This is a genomic window from Verrucomicrobiia bacterium (assembly GCA_026414565.1).
Lineage (GTDB): Bacteria > Verrucomicrobiota > Verrucomicrobiia > Limisphaerales > Fontisphaeraceae > Fontisphaera.
This window is the reverse complement of sequence record JAOAIT010000025.1, coordinates 1-19,242: the sequence shown is the minus strand read 5'-3', so window position 1 is coordinate 19,242 and position 19,242 is coordinate 1. Positions and strand designations below refer to the sequence as shown.

10 protein-coding genes and 3 pseudogenes are annotated in these 19,242 nt (G+C 64.4%); 4 read left to right on the top strand and 9 right to left on the bottom strand.

What is annotated here, in order from left to right; genetic code table 11:
* Positions 1-75, bottom strand: a pseudogene (locus tag N3J91_06310) (polymer-forming cytoskeletal protein).
* A 634-nt stretch (positions 76-709) separates the two neighbouring features.
* Positions 710-1,348 (bottom strand): annotated as a pseudogene (locus N3J91_06305) (DEAD/DEAH box helicase).
* A 242-nt stretch (positions 1,349-1,590) separates the two neighbouring features.
* Between N3J91_06305 and ffh the strand changes: the two are divergent.
* Complete coding sequence (ffh, locus tag N3J91_06300; protein MCX8156041.1) at positions 1,591-2,928, top strand: signal recognition particle protein; 1,338 nt, start codon at positions 1,591-1,593, stop codon at positions 2,926-2,928.
* Between the two features lie 21 nt (positions 2,929-2,949).
* Here ffh and N3J91_06295 read toward each other — a convergent pair whose 3' ends face one another.
* The 6 genes and pseudogenes from N3J91_06295 to N3J91_06270 all read right to left on the bottom strand — a co-directional run bounded on the left by N3J91_06295 (position 2,950) and on the right by N3J91_06270 (position 14,171).
* Positions 2,950-4,140 (bottom strand): phosphodiester glycosidase family protein, encoded by a 1,191-nt coding sequence (locus N3J91_06295; GenBank protein ID MCX8156040.1) that lies wholly within the window; start codon positions 4,138-4,140, stop codon positions 2,950-2,952.
* 96 nt (positions 4,141-4,236) lie between these two features.
* Positions 4,237-4,857: a response regulator gene (locus N3J91_06290; protein ID MCX8156039.1), complete on the bottom strand. Its 621-nt coding sequence runs from the start codon at positions 4,855-4,857 to the stop codon at positions 4,237-4,239.
* Between the two features lie 167 nt (positions 4,858-5,024).
* Complete coding sequence (locus tag N3J91_06285; GenBank protein MCX8156038.1) at positions 5,025-7,019, bottom strand: DUF2961 domain-containing protein; 1,995 nt, start codon at positions 7,017-7,019, stop codon at positions 5,025-5,027.
* 49 nt (positions 7,020-7,068) lie between these two features.
* Entirely contained in the window at positions 7,069-12,102 is a 5,034-nt protein-coding gene (locus N3J91_06280; protein ID MCX8156037.1) for a M36 family metallopeptidase, read from the bottom strand.
* Positions 12,103-12,422: 320 nt separating this feature from the next.
* Positions 12,423-12,584 (bottom strand): annotated as a pseudogene (locus N3J91_06275) (SPOR domain-containing protein).
* A gap of 660 nt (positions 12,585-13,244) precedes the next feature.
* Complete coding sequence (locus N3J91_06270; protein ID MCX8156036.1) at positions 13,245-14,171, bottom strand: polyprenyl synthetase family protein; 927 nt, start codon at positions 14,169-14,171, stop codon at positions 13,245-13,247.
* 158 nt (positions 14,172-14,329) lie between these two features.
* Between N3J91_06270 and N3J91_06265 the strand changes: the two genes are divergently transcribed.
* From N3J91_06265 to N3J91_06255, 3 genes are all read left to right on the top strand, one after another.
* Positions 14,330-15,367: a TIM barrel protein gene (locus N3J91_06265; GenBank protein ID MCX8156035.1), complete on the top strand. Its 1,038-nt coding sequence runs from the start codon at positions 14,330-14,332 to the stop codon at positions 15,365-15,367.
* 120 nt (positions 15,368-15,487) lie between these two features.
* Positions 15,488-17,638: a polyphosphate kinase 1 gene (gene ppk1 / locus N3J91_06260; protein ID MCX8156034.1), complete on the top strand. Its 2,151-nt coding sequence runs from the start codon at positions 15,488-15,490 to the stop codon at positions 17,636-17,638.
* A 51-nt stretch (positions 17,639-17,689) separates the two neighbouring features.
* Positions 17,690-18,934: an anion transporter gene (locus tag N3J91_06255; GenBank protein MCX8156033.1), complete on the top strand. Its 1,245-nt coding sequence runs from the start codon at positions 17,690-17,692 to the stop codon at positions 18,932-18,934.
* A 15-nt stretch (positions 18,935-18,949) separates the two neighbouring features.
* Here the strand turns inward: N3J91_06255 and N3J91_06250 are convergent, their stop codons facing one another.
* Positions 18,950-19,219: a hypothetical protein gene (locus N3J91_06250; protein MCX8156032.1), complete on the bottom strand. Its 270-nt coding sequence runs from the start codon at positions 19,217-19,219 to the stop codon at positions 18,950-18,952.
* Positions 19,220-19,242 lie beyond the last annotated feature (23 nt).

Genomic DNA, 19,242 nt, shown 5'->3' with positions numbered 1-19,242 from the left:
GGGGGGGGGGGGGGGGGGGGCGGGGGGGGGGGGGGGGGGCGTGGGGGGGGGGGGGGGTGGTGGTGGCGCTCAAGGCGAGGGTGGCGCTGGTCATGATGACGGAGGTGTTGGCGCGGAAGAGGGTGCGCTGGAGGTACTCGGCGACGTCCACGGGGGCGGCGTTGAGGGTGATGATGTTCTGGGTTTTGCCGGCGCGTTCCACCCAATAGACATGGTCTTCGGCGGACTGGCTGAGGAAGGCGGCCAGGCCATCGCGGAGCTCGAGGAGGCGGCGGTTGGCTTCGGCGAGTTCCTGGCCGGTTTCCTTGTCATCGCTGGTTTTGATCAAATCGCTGATGGCGTCGCGGAGGCGCTGGATGGGGAGGGAGAGGGTGTCGGCGACGAGGTCGGGGCGGCGGATGCGCAGCTCGCCCCAGGCGCGGGAGGCGTCGGCAGATTTGGCCCGGCCCCGGCGGCGTGGGGCGGGGCTGGAGGAGGGATCGGTGGCGCATTGGGCGGCCAGTTGATTGCAGGCGGCCTCGATTTGGGCAAAGAAATCGTCGCCGGCTTTCAAGACTTCGGCCACCAACTGGACTTCGCGGCCGCGGCGGAGGGTGGCGAGGAGGCCTTTTTCGGTGCGTGGGTTCCAGAGTTTTTGGAGCGCCCAGCGCAACTGGCTGTTGGCGACGGAGACGCCGATGTTGCGGGAGGCGACGGCCTCCAGATTGTGGGCTTCATCGAAGATGATGAAGTCGTTGTTGAAGAGGAGGCCTTCGTCCTTGATGTCCTCGAGACTGTTGAGGAGGGTGAAGAAGAGGGTGTGGTTGAGGACGAGGACGTCGGCGGAAATAAAGCGGGCGCGGGCGCGCTGGAAGAAGCAGGGGGTGTGGTTTTGGGCGAAATCGGAGCCTGGGCCGCAGAGTTTGGGGGAGCAGAGGCCGCGTTCGGAGCAGACCTGTTCCCAGACGCGGGGGTTGGGTTCGAATTCGAAGTCGGAGAGGCTGCCGTCCCTGGTTTGGAGGCTCCATTCGTGGATGCGTTTAAGCTCCTCGAATTCGGAGGAGGTGAAGAGACTTTCGGCCTGCTGGAGGGCTTTGTGGAGGCGGCGGGTGCAGAGGTAATTGGCGCGGCCTTTGAGCATGGAGTAGCTGAACTTGACCGGCAGGATGGCGGCGAGCATGGGGAGGTCCTTGTCCATCAACTGTTCCTGCAGATTGATGGTGTAGGTGGAGACGACGGCCTTTTTTTCGTACTGCACGGCGTAGAGGATGGCGGGGATGAGGTAGGCGAGGCTTTTGCCGACGCCGGTGCCGGCCTCGACGGCGAGATGTTGCCCTTTGAGGAGGGCCTCGGCGACGGCGATGGCCATTTGTTGTTGCTGGGGGCGGTACTCGAAGTTGGGGGAGTGAGAGAGCAAGCCATCGGGCCCAAAGATGGCGGCGACCTGCTGCACGAGGTCGGAGGTGGAGGGCTGCATTTCCACCGGTCCAATTGTCATGGGGAGAATATGCGCCGGGGCGGCGGGCGGCGCCAGTCCAAAGGCGCGAGGGGGTGGGAGGGGGGGGCGGATTCGTGCTTGTCGGCGTGGGGGGCAGCCACTAGGTTGAGGGCATGTTTGATGCATTGTCCAGCAAACTGCAGCAAGTGTTCCGCAACCTGCGCGGGCTGGGGAAGATCACGGAAAGCAACGTGGCGGACTCCCTGCGCGAGGTGCGGATGGCCCTGCTGGAGGCGGACGTCAATTTCAAGGTGGCGCGGGATTTCATCGAGCGGGTGAAACAGAAGTCCCTGGGGGTGGAGGTGATTCAGAGCGTGCAGCCGGGGCAGCAGATCGTCAAAATCATCCATGATGAACTGGTGGCGCTGCTGGGGGCGGAGAACAGCGGGTTGGAGCTGAAGGGGAATCCGGCGGGGATCATGATGGTGGGCCTGCACGGGAGCGGGAAGACGACGAGCAGCGGGAAGCTGGCGCGGCTGCTGCAGAAACAGGGGCGGCAGCCGTTGTTGGTGGCGGCGGATGTGTATCGGCCGGCGGCCATGGATCAGTTGGAGACGCTGGGGCGGCAGTTGAATCTGCCGGTGTTTGTGCAACGGGGCGAGAAAGACGTGTTGCGCATTGCGCGGGAGGCGCTGGCGTATGCGCGGGAGCAGCATCGGGGGGTGGTGATATTTGACACGGCGGGGCGGCTGCAGATTGATGAGCCGCTGGTGCAGGAGCTGGTGCGGTTGAAGGAGCTGGTGCGGCCGGACGAGATTTTGCTGGTGCTGGATGCGGCGACGGGGCAGGAGGCGGTGAATGTGGCGACGCATTTTGACCGGGCTTTGGGGGTGACGGGGGCGATCTTGACCAAGCTGGATGGGGATGCGCGGGGCGGGGCGGCCTTGAGTTTCAAGAGCGTGGTGGGGCGGCCGATCAAGTATGTGGGCGTGGGCGAGAAGCTGGAGGATTTTGAGCCGTTTCATCCGGAGCGGATGGCGTCGCGCATATTGGGGATGGGGGATGTGGTGAGTTTGGTGGAGCGCGCGGCGGAGGCGGTGGATTTGGAGGAGGCGCAGAAACTGGAGGAGAAACTGCGCAAGGGGCAGTTCACGCTGGAGGATTTTCTGGAGCAGTTGCGGCAGATGAAGCGGCTGGGGCCGCTGGAGAACATTGTGAAGATGCTGCCGGGGGGCACGGAGATGGCGAAGGAGAATGACTTGAGCCAGTCGGAAAAGGAGTTGCGGCGGATGGAGGGGATCTTGTGCGCGATGACGCGCGAGGAGCGGCGGAATCCGTCCATTCTGAATGCGCGGCGGCGGCAGCGGATAGCGCGGGGCAGCGGGGTGACGGTGGCGGAGGTGAACACGCTGCTGAACAAGTATTACCAGATGCAGCAGATGATGAAGAAATTTGGGAAGCTGCAGAAGAAGATGATGCGGTTTGGGGGGATGCTGCCGGGGAGATTCTGAGGGGGCGCGCCGGGGGGCGGGTCAGCGGAAGATCAACAGGGCGTTGGCCAGGGGGCGTTCTTCGCCGTCGGCGGGGGTGTTGCGCAGCTCGCCGTCAAACCAGAGGGAGGTGGAGCCGCCGCCGTCGAAATTGATGGCCTCGCGGCAGCGCAATTCGGTGCGCATGAAGCCGGCAAGCTCAGGGATTTTCCAACCGTCGGACCAGCCGGGCAGGCGGCCGTCCACGGCCACGAGGAAGAGGGCGTCGCGATTCCAGCCGAGGGCGGAGCGGGGGTGGCGGTCCCAGATGTGTTTGATGGTGTTGGGTAATTTGGGATGGGGCGGTTTATCGCCGTGGACCAGTTGGCGTCCGCCCTGGAGCAGGATGGGGCCGCCGCCGATGGCGGTGAGGGCGTCGAGCAAGGGGGGTTCCATGTCCAGGGTGATGCGGAGGGTCATGCCGGGGAGGGGCAGGAAATTTTTGGCGATCCAGTTGGTGGAGACGGCCAGGACGAGGGTGTGGGGGCCGAGCGGGGTGCCGCCGGTTTCGCTGACGGTTTGGAGGCGGGCGCGGAAGGTGGTGCCTGGGCGGAGCGGGGTGGGGGGCGGGGCATCCAACGGTTCCAAAACCATTTCGCGGCCGAGGCGTCCGGTGGTTTGAGGGGTGGCGCGGCCGTAGGCGGCGGTATAGAGGACGGGGCGGGTGCCGCGGAGGGCTTCGTTGAGGCCGAGGGGTTCGGCCTGGGTGGGGGACCAGGCGAGGGTGAAGCGGGATTTAACCAGGTCGAGATGGAATTCGCCTTTTTTATCCACCCAGAAGACGGCGCCGCCGGAGGGGGCGCTGAGGAGTTCGCCGTGGCTGAGCATCAAGCCGCGGGGGTCGCCGGGGACGAAGCCGCTGCGGGCGTAGAAATCGCCGTTGATGGCCGCCAGGGGAGGGGGGCCGGGGACGGCTTCGATCATTTCGCGCAAGGTGGCGAGGCCGTCTTCGCGCTGGCTGGCGGAGACGGTGGTCAGGCGCCAGGGGTGCTGGAGGCTCAGACGCACGACATGGACGGAGACGGGGCCATTGGTGGAATTGCGGAGGAGATAATGGCGGTAGGAGGCTTCGGGAGGGTTGGTTCCACCGGGGCGGGGCTGTGGGGGTACGGCGAAGATGAGGCAGGCGAGGCAGAAGATGGCGAAGGCTCCGAAGACGGAGCGGAGAACGAGTCGTTGCCGTGCCTGCCGCATGACGAGGGATAGCGATACTTTAGCGGGGCGTCATTGGCAACTGAGTTTGTGGCGGGGCGGGGGGAAACGTGTTGGCGGATGGCCGGGGGGCAGGGATTATTTTTTGCCAAACAGTCGGCTGAAAAATCCGCCTTTTTTCTGGCTGGCGTCGTTGTCCTCCGTGATTTTGACGTCGGGGTCTTTCAGGCCGTCGAGCTTGAGTTTGGGCGGGGGTGGGGAGTCGGGGTTATCGGCGAGGCGGAGCTGCAAGGGGGCGGAGGACGGTGGGGGAGTGGTTTGGGTACGCAAATCGGGGCGTTGTTGGGCCAGGGCTTCGGCGACGGGGTCGGGCAGCAGTTCCAGGGGCGGCTGGGGTGCGGTGGCCAACTGCTCTTTGACGGCGTCCACCAATTTTTGAGGTGAGACTTCGCCTTTGGACAAGACGAGGGTGGCGCCGGCGTTGAGGATTTGGGCCTGCAAGGCTTTTTGGACGCCGGTGATGACGATGATGGGGAGGAACTCGAATTTTTTTTGGGCGCGGATGCGGCGGAGGATGGCCATGCCGTCCATGTTGGGGAGCATGATGTCGAGGAGGACGAGGTCGTAGCCCTTGGTGTGGAGGGCGTGGAAGGCGTCGGAGCCGTCGGGGATGACATCCACTTGATAGCCGGCCTTGTCCAGAGCGCGGCTGTAGATGGTGGCCACGATGGGGTCATCCTCGACGACCAGGATTTTCATGGAAGCCTCCCTGCGGGCGGCTTGCGCCCGCTTCGCATCCCAGGCTCATGTGCCACAATAGCCACCAGAGCAATGTAACTTCAATGGCGGGCAAAAAGCAAGTCTGCGGGCCTCCGAGGGGGGAGGCGGGCGCAGGCCAGGCTGTGGGGGGCAGGCCGGCGTGCCGGTTATTCGGCTGGTTTGAGGAGGAGATAATCCAGGCCGAACATGAAGGCTTTGACGGCCTTGTCGTTGGCGCCGACGGCGGTGGCGGTAAATTCGTTTTCGCCTTCCTTCAATTCATGGACGCCGAGGTCGAGTTCTTTGGTGGGGCGGACTTCGGGGTTGTAGAAATCAATGGGTTCGCCGCATTTTTTGCCGTTGATGGCGAGCTGGTGGATGCCGTAGTCGCGGGCGCTGAGGAAATGGCCCAGGACGCGGTATTTGCCGGCTTTGGGGACGTGGAATCCGAGGACGAGGTTGTCCCCGGGTTTGATGCCGGCGTGCCACCAGAGGTGGACGCCGGCGCTGAGGCCGTCCCAATCCTGGGGGCCGACGGTGCCGTTGACGCGGATGATGCGCATGCGTTCGCCTTCGATGGCGCCGGCGACGCGGGGGACGACGTATTCGGGCATGGGGCGGACGATGGCCTGGGCGGGTTGGAGCGGGGGGAAGGCATCGGAGGCGCCGGGTTTGGCGTACCAGTAGGCGGTGACGGCCATGTTGACTTTGCATTGGGCATGCCAGTGCCAGAGTTCCATGTCGAATTTGAAATCTTTGGTGAAGGGGATGCGGTCGAGGATGTGGAAGCGGTTGACGCTGGTGCGGCCGTAATTGCCTGGGCCGTCGCAGCGGGATTGCGAATGGTAGGCGTGGGTGAAGAGGCCGGGGAAACACCAGGCGTAGCCGTAATAATCTTCGGTGCCGGTGCCGAAGTGGCTGGGGAAGGATTCGCCGTCCACGTAGATTTTTTCGTCGCCTTCGCCCCACCAGTCTTTGACGGGGTTATCAATGGCGAAGGAGACACCGGCGAAGACGCCCTGGCCTTTGGCGGTGAGGTAATTCCAATCGAGCATGGGGCGGGTGGGGACGTCGAATTGGGCGCGCCATTTGGCATGGAAGTACATGGAGGCGGTGGACCATTGGTATTTTTGGAGGGCGACTTCGCCCTGGATGGTGACGGGCTGGTCGGTGGTGTTTTGGAGGGTGATGGCGGCGTTGTTGGTAAAGGGCATGAACCAATGGCAGTACATTTCGCCGTCTTTGGTCATGCCGAGGGGGAGGGAGGCGAAGGGGTTGATGCCCGGGGCGGAGCCGAAGAAATCGCCGAGGGGGGCGGCGATGCAGGGTTGATCGTCGAACTCGACACGGACGAGGACGCCGCGCAGGGCTTTGTCCAGTTGGGCGGCCTTGACGCGGGCGACGATGCCGGCGATGGCGGCGGGGCCTTCGAAGTGGACTTCGGTGGATTCGCCGGGGTCGAGGCGGAGTTCGGAGGACTCGACGCGGCCTTCAGCGGGGGCGGCGATGGAGCGGGGCGCGGCGAGCTGGGCGGCGAGCTTTTCAATGCGGGCGGAGAGATTTTTAAGGGTTTCCGCGGAGAAAGATTGGACGGGGGTGCCGGGGGGATAAGTGCGGTAATTGACGTGATAATAGAAGCCGCCCTTGTCGCTGGTGATTTTGCAACTTTTGGCGTAGGGGATGGGGAAATAGAGATTCCAGCCCTTGCTGCGCTCGCCGGCGATGGGGGAGGGGAAGCCGGGGTACTTGCCGCCGAGGACATCGGTCATGGGGGCTTCGATGACGGGGTTGTCGGCGCCGTCGAGGTAGATGCGGAGGACGCCGGCGGGGTTGGCGGACCAGATGCGCACGATGGCGCCGGGGCCCTGGGCGTCCATCATGACATATTCTTTGCGTCCGGCGCGGTCCTCGACGCGGAGGTAGTGGCCGGCGTCGGCGTTGGCGAACCAGGATTTTTCATCGGCCGGGCTTTTGGAGGCGCGGTCGTAACTGGAAAATTGTTTGCAGGTATAGGGGGGATTGGGGAATTCGGCCATTTTGCGCAAATCCACCATTTCTTCGATGAGGGAGGCGGTGGTGATGGACTGGGCGGCGAGGGTGAAGGGGGCGAGGAGGGCGGCGACACAGGCCCCGAGGGTGGCGAATAATGCAGGGTGTTTCATGTGTATAAAATCCCCGTCATCCGCGGCAAGGTCAAGTCAGAATGGGGGCTCACGGCCGGCGGAGGCGGAAGAAACGTTGGGGGCCGTCCAAGGGGAGGAGGAGCTGGCGGAGGCCGTTGGAGACGGTGGGTGAGTTGGTGAGGGGCTGCCAGTCCGGCGGTTCGAGGCGGGAGGCGGATTCGAGGAGGTACTCCGGGGGTGCGGCAGGCCAGGAAAGGAGCAGTTCGCCCGGTCTGGTGGTGGGGGGGAGGAGGGCGGGGCCGCCGAAGGAGATCCAGACGGGGGCGGAGGTGGAGGCGGCGCCGTTATTGTCGGTGGCCACGGCCGTGATGGGGAAAGTGCCGGGAGGGGGATTGGTCCAGATGAAAGAGTAGGGATAGGAGGATGCTTCGCCCAGTTTGGTGTCGTGAGCAAAATATTCGACGCGGGTGATCTGGCCGTAACGGTCGAAGGCGAGGACCTGGAGGGCGAGGGGCTGGCCGGGGGGCAGGAGGGTGCCGGCCGGCGGGGCGGTGAGTTGGACGACGGGACGATAATTGCCGAGGGCCTCCAGGGCGAGGTCGAAGGCGAGGTCAGGGCCGTTATTGGTGTGTTGATGCAGTTCGACGGCGAGCAGGACGGGGCCCTGGGGCAGGATCCAGGGATGCAGGCTGTAGGTGACGAAATTGGTTTGGTTGGGGCCGGTGACTTCGGATTCGGCGCGGTCGTTGTAGGTGATGTCGGACAAGGGGGGCATGTTGATGCGGATGGGGAGGTCGTTGAACCAGATCACCACGCCGTCGTCAGCGATGAGTTTGAGGGTGAGGGAGGACAGGTCGGCGTGATTGGTGAACATGGTGCGGAAGTAGGTGGTGACGAATTTGTTGTCGGGGTCCGGGCCGAAGTCCAGGAGGGTGGTTTCGCCGCCGAGGCCATAGCCGAAGCGGCCGCGGCCGATTTTCCAGGAGGAGTCGTCAAAGTCGCGCTGGCGCCAGGCGGAGCCTTGATTGGAGCCGTTGTCCAAGTATCGCCAGGGGGCGCCGGCGGGGATGAAGGTGATGGGCTGGGCGCCGGCGGCGCGGGCCACGAGGAAGAGCGGAGGGGAGACGGTTTCCTGGCCGTTGCCATCGAGCAGGATGGCGCGGAGCTGGCGGAGGCCGGCAGTGCCCAGGAGGTAATTGAGGGTGTAGGGCGGGGAGGAGACTTCGCCGATTTTGGTGTCGTAGTCGTAGAAACTGATTTTGACCACGCCAGCGGGGGCGGAGGCGGTGACGTTGAGCAGGACGTTGGAGGGGATGGTGACGGTGGAGTAGTTGCCCGGGAGATTGAAACTGATCTGGGGCGGGGGGGCGGCGCCGGCGGTGGTAAAGCTGCGGATGGGGCTGGGGCTGCGTTCATCGCCGCGTACGGCCACGATCTGCCAGAAATAGGTGGTGAGCGGCGAGAGGGGGCCGGGCACGAGCCAGGATTTGTTGGTGGTGACGCCCAACAAGTTGGTAGCGGTGAGGTTGGTGGTGAGGCCGAGATAGACTTCAAAGGTGACGGGTTCGGGCGGGAGCAAGGCGAGGCTGACATTGTCCACGGAGACATTCAGGCAGCCGAGGCTGTCTTCGGCGACGAAGGCGAGCAGGACTTTCCGGCCCTGCCAGGGGTTGAGGTTGGCTGAGCGTTGCACGGGGGATTGCATGAGGGGGTCGCCGGGTTGGGTGGAGAAGAGGGTGGCGAGGAGGTTGGTGCCGGAGGCATCGCGCAATTCGACGCGGAATTGGTGTTGGGCATTGAAGCCCTCGGCGTAGTTGCGGATGGTGTGCTGCCAGGAAAGGTTGAGAACGCCCGGGATGGCGGGGAGCTGGATCCACTGGCTCAATTCACGGCGGCCGGCGCTCAAGGGATGCGAGAGGGCTTCGAAGCGGCCGGCGATGGGAGGGAAGGGGCCGGCGCCCTGGGCGGTGAGGAGTGAGCCGTGGTTAAGGATGAAGGCGCTGCCATCGGGGCTGGGGGCGTTGGACCAGCCGGTGAAATCGCCGGTTTCAAAGCCGCCGTTGAGGAGGAGCTCGCCGAAGTCAGCGCTCCATTGCAGGAGAAGTGGGGCACGGAGCTGCGCGGCTTGGTGGGCGGGGAAGGTGAGGGTGGGTGGGGCGAGGGTTTCGTTGTCGTCAATGATCAGGGTGGCGGTGGCGTTGGTGAAGCCGAGGGCGCTGGCGGTGATGAGGACGGTGTTGGTGGGATTGCGGAGCTGGTCATCGAGGACTTGCAGGTTAAAGAAGGCCTGGCTCTGACCGGAGGGGATGGTCAGGGTGGGCGGGACGAGGATGCGGGTGGGCTGGGAGCTTTGCAACAGGACTACGAGGTCGAAGGTGAGCGGGCCGGCCACACTGACGCGGCCGGCGTTGGTGAGGGTGCCGAAAGTTTCGCCGACACGGGCGGGGACTTGCAGGGAGAGTTGGCGGGGTTCGTTGTCCAGGATCAGGAGGTTGGCGCTGGCGGGGGGCCAGCCTTCGACGCGGGCGGACAGGGTGGCGGCGGTGAGGCCTTCGATGAGGTTGTTGTCGAGGATGCGCACGGGGACGGGGACTTGCTGCTGGCCGGCGCCGAGGATGACGAAGCCGGGTTCGGGGATTTGGGCGAGGTTGGTGGCCAGGGAAGACAGGCGGACGATGAGCGCTTCGTCGGGGGCGGGGGTGACGCGGAGGACGCCAGCGGTGGCGACGAGGCCGGCGCCTTCGTTAAGAATGGAGGGGAAGGAAAGGTCGAGCTGGGCGATTTCATTGTCCAGGACGGTGACCAGGGTTTGGGCCGGACTGAAGCCGGGGGCGCTGGCGTGGAGGCGGGTGCGGCGGGGGCCGTCCACCAGGGGGTCATCGGGGTACACGACGGTGAACCACTGGCTGGTCTGGCCAGCGGGGATGAGGACGGAGGAGGGAAGGATGATTTCGGCGGTGTTTTCGGAGAGGAGAGTGACTTCCACGTCGTTGGTGACCGGCTCGGGGAGAGAGACGCGGCCGGCCTGGGGCAGGGCGCCCTGGCCTTCGAGGCCGTTTTGGACGGCGAGGTAGAGCTGGCGTCCACAGAGCGGGGAGCTGGAGAAGTCGGTTTCGACGAGGCCGGTGGGCACGCCGCGGCCGGGGGCCAGGCCGGTGCGTCCGTTGCGCGCATCCATGCGGAGCCAGGTGATGCGGATGGGGCCGTGGTAGAACAATTCGATTTGGAAGGAATTGGAGTTTTGGATGCCGTATTCGGGGACATCCTGCCAGGTGACGGCGAGGCGGTCGTCGAGCTGGCGCCAACTGACGCGGGCGTCGAGGGTGCCGGTGAAGAGGTTGGACTGGCCGGGGTGGAAGTCGGCATAGAGGGCGGCCACGCGGGGTTGTTCGTAGAAGATGGAAAGCTCGGGCTGGAAATATTGGGTGTTGCCCATGCGGGTGGTGAGGTGGCCGTTGCTGCTGATGTAGATGATGTTGGTGCGCTGGCCGAAGAGGGAGACGGTGCGGCCGTTGGTGAGGGTCAGGGGCAGATACCAATCATCGCCGAGGAAGATGCGGTCGCCGCCGGCGGGGTCGGTGGGGAAAGCGGAGGCGGGCTGGCGGCAGACCTGGAAGCCGGCGGCGGAATCATCGGGGGTGAAGGTGAGGGTGGTGAATTCGAGGTCGAAATCGGCGTGGTCGAAGAATTCGACGAGGAAGGAGGATTCCTGGCGGATGACGAGGCGGAGGTTGCGGATTTGATTGGAGCCGGTGGCGGTGTTGGCGAAGAAAACCTGCTGCGTGTAAGTGCCGGCCGGGAGTTCAGTGACGATGGCGGACAGGGAGACGACGAGGGGGGTGGAGCTTTGCGGCTGGAGGACGCCGTTGGTGGCGGACAATTTGAGCAGGGGGGTGGCGGAAGCGGACCAGGACAAGGGGGCACGTCCGGCGTTCATGAGGTCGAAGGTGAGGGTGGCGGGGGAGAACGGCCCGCCGACGGTGCCGTTGATGGTTTGCTCGGAGGTGGGGGAGATGTCGAAGTCTTCGGGGAGGCTGAAATCTTCGACGATGCCGATGGTGGTGTAACTGGGGGGCGAGCTGGCCATGGCGCCCATGCCGCGGCGGGCGAAGGCGGCCCAGATTTCGGCGCGATTGGCGCCCTGGAAGCTGATGCGGTCGGCGAGGAGGATGGCGTCGCGGGCGTGCAAGAAATTGGGGTTGGCGGGGCAATTACGCATGCCGTCCACCACGAGTTGCATGGCGAGCCAGTTGCCGGTGGCGAAGCCGTGGCGGGCGATGAGGTTGGCGCGCATGTCCCAGAGGACGGCACACCAGACTTCGCCCTGGTTGTGGACCTGGGAGGCGCTGGTGCCGATGGCGGGGTTGCGGGGCACGCCGAAGTGGAAGCTGGCCTGGGTGGGGTCAATGTCTTTGAAGGTGAGGGGGTGGACGGCGAGGTTGGTGCTATAGGGGTAGCGGCGGAGGCCGTAGTAGTAATTTTCGGCGAGGATGCCGCCGAACATGCGGGCGACGTAGGCGCTGAAGGGGTAGTTGCTGGCGAGGCTTTGCTGGGGGTGGCTGAGGAGGGCCATGGCCATGAAATCGGACCAGCCTTCGGCCATGCCGGCGGTTTGGGATTCGACGATGCCGTAGCCGGCGCCCACGAGGCGCTCGCTCAGGCCGTGGGTGTATTCGTGGAGGATGACCTCGGCGTCGAGGGCGCCATCGCGGTCGGGGTGGGGGGCGTTGAAGATGTACATTTGCATGCGGGGGGACATGCCGTCGTAAGGGGGGGTGGAGAAGTTGGCGTTGTTGAAGCCTTCGCCGTCCTGGACATCGGCGATGACGGGGTCGCCGCCCAGGCCGCCGCGGTTGAAGTTGGTTTGCTGGAAGTTGCCGGCGCTTTCAGTGAAGCCCAGCTCGTAGAAGCGGTCGTGGGCAAAGTTGCACCAGTAGAAGACATTGACCACGGAGGCGGCGGAGGAGTTGGTGGGGCTGGTGTTCAAGTCGAGGGGAAAATCAAAAACGCGGTTGTTGGCGGTGGGGCGGGGGAGGTCGGGTTCGTTGTTGCCGTCGCGGTCGGTGTGGGCGGTGACGTTGTTGCCGCGAGTTTCGGTGTCGCCGGGGCTGAGCCAGCCCAGGGGGCTGGCGTTGGTGTTGAGGGCGGTGAGGGTGACGAGCTGGCGGGGGACGATGTCGGGCTCGAGGGTGGAGGGGGTGGAGTGGCCGGGGGACATGGGGCGGGGGCTGCGGTCGGTAAAGACGCGGTAGGAGGCCGGTTCGGCCTGGTATTTGGTGAGGCTATGGCGGAGCCAGACACGGCCGTTTTCCGCATCCACCACGGAGCGGAAGAGGAAACCGGAGGAGCGGGCGTAAAAGACGACTTCCCAGGCGAGGCGGAGTTCCTCGGGATTGAGGGGGAGCCAGACCAGGCGGGCGGAGGCCTTACCCAGGGTGGCGGGGGTGGTGAGGTGTTGGCGGCGGTCGGGGCGGGCGGGGGTTTCCAGCTCGATTTGGGCTGGGAAATCTTCCGGGACATTATCGCCTACATCGGTCAGGGCGAGGCGGAGGGCCTGGGCGGCGGAGAGGGCGGGGGTGCCCTGGAGGGCGCGTTGACGGTGGGCGGGTGGGGCTTTTTTGGCGGCTTGGGGCAGCAGTTCGCTGGAGAGGGCGGCCAGTTCGCGGCGGGCGGTGAGGTGGCCGATCAGGCGTGCGCCGAAGACATCGAGGCCGTCCAGTTGTTGCTGCCAGACGACGGTGCGCTGGCCGTTGTGAGGGGTGATGTAGTCGCGTTCGAGGCGGGTGGTGTCGAGGATCTCCGGGCCATGCTTGAAGAAGGCGGCATGACGGGCGAGGAAGACTTTGACGGGGGCATGGGGGTCGGGTGGCGGGGGGAGGGCGGCGCGGGTGAGTCCGGGGGCCGCGGGCGGCGGGGTGGATTCCAAGGGTTCGGTCAGGAAACCGTGTTCCGGGAGGATGAACTTAGGGGTTTGGAGCAGCTCATCGTAGGTGACGCGGGCGTTGGGCGGGGCCGGGGTTTTGTCTTCGGGCGGCAGGGCCTGGCGGGCGAGGGCGCGCCGGGCTTCGAGGCGGCGGTCCACACTGGGGGGCGGCTCGTTTTCAGGGGGGAAAAAGGCAAAAAGAGGGGCGAGACTGGACAGCCCGAGGGCTGCACAGCACCACAGGAGCAGAAAAGTTCCACGCATTCGTGCGTTTAAGCCTACACGCGAAAGGGGCCGAACGCAAACGCGGGGAAGAGGCCTGGGGCGGTGGGTGGAGGGGTTCAGCGGTCGCGTTTGAGCAAAAATTCCGCGAGGGCTTCGAGGGCCACGGCGCGGCCTTTGAACGGCTTGAGGGCGGCGAAGGCGCGTTGGGTGAGGCGTCGGGCGATTTGGCGGGATTTTTCGAGGCCGACGATGGAGGGGTAGGTGGCTTTTTGGGCGGTGAGGTCTTTGCCGGCGGTTTTGCCCAGTTTTTCGCTGCTTTGGGTGACATCGAGGATGTCGTCAATGACCTGGAAGGCGAGGCCGACATGGTAGCCGAAGTCGGTGAGGGCGGCGAGCTGGGCGGGGGTGCAATTGGCGCTCATGCCGCCGAGGCGGACGGAGCAGCAGAGGAGGGCGCTGGTTTTGCGTTCGTGGATGTAACGCAACTGGGCGGGGGAGATGCGCTGGCCTTCGGCCTCGAGGTCGGCCGCCTGGCCGGCAACCAGCTCGAGGGAGCCGGCGGCTTTGGCGAGTTCGAGGGTGATGACGCGGTGATCGTAGCGGGGCCAGCCGCGGGCATGGGTGGCGATTTCGAAGGCGCGGGCGAGGAGGGCGTCGCCGGCGAGGATGGCCATGGCCTCGCCAAAGACCTTGTGGTTGGTGGGTTTGCCACGGCGGAAATCGTCGTTGTCCATGGCGGGGAGGTCGTCATGGATGAGGGAGTAGGTGTGGATGCACTCGACGGCACAGGCCAGGGGGAGGGCGTCTTCAAGCTGGCCGCCGCAGGCCTGGGCGGCGGCGAAGCAAAGGGCGGGGCGCATGCGCTTGCCGCCGGCGAACAGGGAGTAGCGCATGGCCTGATGGAGGGTGGCGGGTTTGCAGGTGGCCTTGGGGAGGAAGCGGTCGAGGCCGCGGTTGACCTGTTCGGTGCAGGAGTCGAGGAAGGCCCCAAGGTTGAAGGGGGCCGGGGCGCTGGAGGCAGGAGTTTGGTTGCGCGATGCCATGAAAAATCAATAGGGCAAAACGGGGGAGCGAGGCAAGCGGGGAATGGGGGCGGGCGTCCGGAGGCGGGCGGGGGCGGGGCGGAAGTTGGCGCGGGGGGTGGGGGGCCTTTTTTCTTTGCCGAGGGGGAGGCAAGGGGGTATTAGTTGCGGGAAAGCCTATGTCAAAAATCAACTACAAGTTTTGTTTCGGGCCGTGGAATCTGAGTGAAGGTCAGGATCCGTATGGGCCGCCGACGCGGCAGGCGCGGTCGTTTGAGTGGAAGCTGGAGCAGCTCAAGAAGCACGGCTTCGATGCGATGATGTTTCATGATGATGACGCGGTGCCGGACATTGACAACAAGAGCGCGGCGCAGGTGCGGGAGGAGGCGAAGGCGCTGAAGCGGCGGCTGGATGATCTGGGGATAGCGGCGGAGATTGTGGCGCCGCGGTTGTGGTTCAGTCCGATGACCATCGATGGGGCGTACACGAGCAATGATCCGAAGTGCCGGCGGTACGCGATTGAGCGGTCGAAGCGGTGCATTGATGTGGCGCGGTATCTGGGGACGGATTTGATTGTGCTGTGGCTGGCCCGGGAGGGGTCGTACCTGCGGGAGGCGAAGAATGCGCGGAAGTGTGTGGATTATCTGGTGGAGGCGATTGATGCGCAGTTGGAGTACGACAAGAAGATTCGCATTGCGATCGAGCCGAAGCCCAACGAGCCGATGGATGTGGCGTACATTCCGACGATTGGGCACGCGCTGGCGCTGGCGCAACTGACGTGTGATCCGAAGCGGGTGGGGTGTTTGATTGAGACGGCGCACGCGATACTGGCGGGGCTGGATCCGGCGGACGAGATAGATTTTGCGATGGCGTTCGGGAAGCTGTGGAGCATTCATTTGAACGATCAAAACGGATTGAAGTTTGACCAGGACAAACCGTTTGGGAGCGCCAATCTGCGGGTGGCATTCAATCAGGTGCGGGCGCTGGAGCGGAATGGTTATGGGCGGCGGGGGGAATATGTGGCGTTTGATGTGCATCCGTTTCGCACGACCAAGGAGGAGCACTGGATGGCGCATTTGATCAACAGCCGGGCGACGTTTTTGCGGCTGGTGGAGAAGGCGCGGACGTTTGACGAGAAGGCGGCGCAGCAACTGATCGCCGCGCGGGATTACCAGGCGCTGGATCAGATGGTGCTGGAGCATTTGATGGGGCGGTAAGCGGAGGAGAAGAGGAATCGTCCGGCGCGGGGCGGGGGCCGCAAAGTGCGCCCGCGCCGGTTTTTTTCTGCACTCGCCAAACAGCCGGTTTATGGCATAGTAGCGTACTTTGATTGGTTCATGGCCGAGAAAAGCCCAGTGGAAGTACCGTTGTATCTCAACCGCGAGTTGAGCTGGATGGAGTTCAATCAGCGGGTGTTGAATGAGGCGATGGACGCGTCGGTGCCGTTGCTGGAGCGGGTGAAGTTTCTGGCGATCACCAGCTCCAATTTGGACGAGTTTTTTGAGGTGCGGGTGGCGGGGTTGAAGCAGCAGTTGGAGAGCGGGGTGTGGCAGCGGGAGGCGGATGGATACACGCCGCCGGAGCTGTTCAAGGCGTTGTCGCGGCGGATTCACCGGTTTGTGGAGGAGCAGTACCGGTGCTGGAATCAGGTGTTGCGTCCGGCGCTGGCGGAGCGGGGCATCCGGCTGCTGGAGGCGAAGGATTTGAGCCGGGCGGATGTGGCGTTTTTGGAGGGTTTTTATCGCAAATATGCGCGGCCGGTGCTGACGCCGATGGGGATTGATCCGACGCATCCGTTTCCGCTGGTGCTGAACAAGTCGTTGAATTTGATTGTGCGGCTGGCGGTGCAGGGGCCGGGGAAGCGGCGGCAAATCCGGCTGGCGATCGTGCAGGTGCCGCAGAATCTGCCGCGGTTGTTGCGGCTGCCGCGGGAGGATGGGAGGCGGGATTACATTCTGCAAAGCCATGTGATTGGTTTGTTTCTGGGGGATTTGTTTGCCGGGAGCAAGATTTTGGGGCACTGGCTGTTTCGGGTGACGCGCAACAGCGAGCTGTACATTGATGAGGAGGATGTGTCCAACCTGCTGGAGGCGGTGGCGGAGGAGCTGCACCGGCGGCGGCGGGGGGATGCGGTGCGGCTGGCGGTGCAGCATGATTGTCCGGAGGACATCCGGCAGGAGCTGCTGCAGCATTTGAATTTGAGCGAGGAGGATTTGTATTTGATCAACGGGCCGATGAATCCGGTGCGGTTGATGGCGCTGCTGGAGGGGGAACATTCGCCGGAGCTGCGGGATCCGCCGTTTACGCCGCGGGTGGCGCCGGCGTTGCGGGGGCGGAGCGATTTGTTTGCGGTGATCCGGCGGCAGGATGTGCTGTTGCATCATCCGTATGAGTCGTTTCAGAGCGTGGTGGATTTTTTGCAGCAGGCGGCGGAGGATCCGCAGGTGCTGGCCATCAAGCAGACGCTGTACCGGACGGGGGGGGATCCGCGGATTGTGGGGGCGTTGCGGCAGGCGGTGCGGAATGGCAAGCAGGTGACGGCGGGGGTGGAGCTGAAGGCGCGGTTTGACGAGGCCAACAACATTGAATGGGCGCGCCAGTTGGAGGAGGCGGGGGTGCATGTGGTGTATGGGCTGGTGGGGTACAAGATTCACGCGAAGGTGACGCTGGTGGTGCGCAATGAAGAGGAGGGCATCCGGCGCTATCTGCATTTGTCCACGGGGAATTACAATCCCACCACGGCGCGGCTGTACACGGATGTGGGTTTTTTCACGTGCCGGGAGGATTTTGTGGAGGACGCGACGAATTTTTTCAATTTGCTGACGGGGGTCTGCCAGTATCTGCCGATGAAGAAGCTGGTGCTGGCGCCGTTTGAGCTGCACGGGCGGGTGGTGGCCTTGATACGGCGGGAGGCGGAGAACGCGCGGCGGGGACTGCCGGCGCGGATCATCGCGAAGATGAACGCGCTGGTGGACAAAGAGGTGATCGACGCGCTTTACGAGGCCTCGCAGGCGGGGGTGGAGGTGGAGCTGATTGTGCGGGGCATCTGCTGCCTGCGGCCGGGGTTGCCGGGGATCAGCGAGCGCATCCGGGTGCGGAGCATTGTGGATCGTTTTCTGGAGCACAGCCGGGTGTTTTACTTTGAGAACGCGTGCCAGCCGGAGGTTTATTTGAGCAGCGCGGACTGGATGCCGCGCAATTTTTACAAGCGGATTGAGGTGATGTGGCCGGTGGAGGACGGGAATTTGCGGGAGCGGATCATCCAGGAGATTCTGGCGTTGCCGTTGCGGGACAACGTGAAGGCGAGCGTGTTGCTGCCGGATGGGCAGTACCAGCGGGCGTCGCGCGCGCCGGGGGAGGCGGCGCATCGGAGCCAGATGGAGTTCATCGAGCGGGCGACGGAGGCGGAGAAGCAGGCGGCGGCGCCGCCGCGGGTGAAATCCAAATATCCCAAGGTGCAGGTGCGGCTGCGGCCGGAGGGGCCATAAGGGGGCGGCTGGGCGGGCGGGGTTGGGGCGAGCAAACCGAGGAGCGCATCCATGGACGAGCAAACGCGGCGCGAATTGATCGCGATTTTAGTATTTGCCTTTACGTATCTGCTGATCAGCGGGCGGCGGTTGAAGATTCTGCCGTTGAACCGTCCGGCGGCGGCGTTGCTGGGGACGGTGTTGATGGTGGCGGGGGGGGTGATGACGCCGGAGGAGGCGTACCGGGCGGTGGATTACAACACGCTGGTGCTGCTGCTGGGGATGATGTTGATTTCGGCCTATTTGTACATGGCCGGTTTTTTTGACTGGGCGGCGGACTGGATACTGCGGGTGGCGCGGACGCCGCAGCGGTTGCTGCTGTATTTGATCACGGCGTCGGGGGTGTTGTCGGCGTTGCTGGTGAACGACACGGTGTGCCTGATGCTGACGCCGCTGGTGGTGCGGGTGATGGTGCGGGGTGGGTTGCCGCTGGTGCCGTACCTGCTGGCTTTGGCGATGAGCGCCAATTTGGGGAGCGTGGCCACGCTGGTGGGGAATCCGCAGAACATGATCATCGGGCTGCAATCCAAGATTCCGTTTGCGCGGTTTGCGGCGTCCATGATTCCGGTGGCGGTGCTGGGGGTGGCGATGGCGTATATCACGTTGAGTGTGGGATTTCGGAAGGTGTTGAAGGACGCCCGCATCACGGTGCCGGCGGAGCCGCCGCCGCCACTGGACCGGCGGTTGACGGCCGTTTGTGGCATTACTTTGGCGCTGGTGTTTGGGGGCTTTCTGGCGGGGCTGGATCTGGCGTGGACGGCGCTGGGGGGCGGGGCGGTGGTGATGGTGCTGGGGCGGCGGGACACGCACGAGGCGTTGAAGCAGGTGGACTGGCATTTGCTGGTTTTTTTTGCGGCGTTGTTTGTGGTGGTGGAGGGCTTGAACAGCACGGGGCTGCCGGATCAGATTTATGAGCGGCTGCGGCCGTTGTTTGGGCAGACGGTGAACAGCCAGGCGTGGAATTTTGCGTGGTTCAGCGTGGCAGGCTCCAACATATTTTCCAACGTGCCGTTTGTGCTGGTGGCGGGGAAGTGGATGCCGCAGTTTGCGCATCCGGAGCTGATGTGGAAGGTGATGGCGCTGGCGACGACGTTTGCGGGCAACCTGACGCTGCTGGGGTCGGTGGCCAATTTGATTGTGGTGGAGTCAGCGCGGAAGCATGTGGAGGTGGGATTTTGGGACTACGCCAAATACGGCATTCCTGTGACGGTGGTTTCGACGGTGGCGGGGATGGCGCTGCTGTTGTGGTGGCACTGAGGGGGGCGGGGCGGATCAGTCCAGCGAGTGGCGGTCCACCAGGGGTTGGGGGAAGGCCTTGAGGAAGGAGGAGGGGGGTTGGTAGGCGGAGCCGTAGCGGGAGAGATGCATTTCGGGGTAGCAGAGGTAGAGGAAGTGGCGGGCGCGGGTGATGGCCACGTAGAACAGGCGGTATTCTTCGTCGAGGCCGCCGGGTGATTCCAGGGAGCGCAGGCTGGGGAACATGCCTTCGCAGAGCATGATGACAAAGACGGCCTGCCATTCGAGGCCTTTGGCCTGATGGATGGAGGCTGTCTCTTATACACATC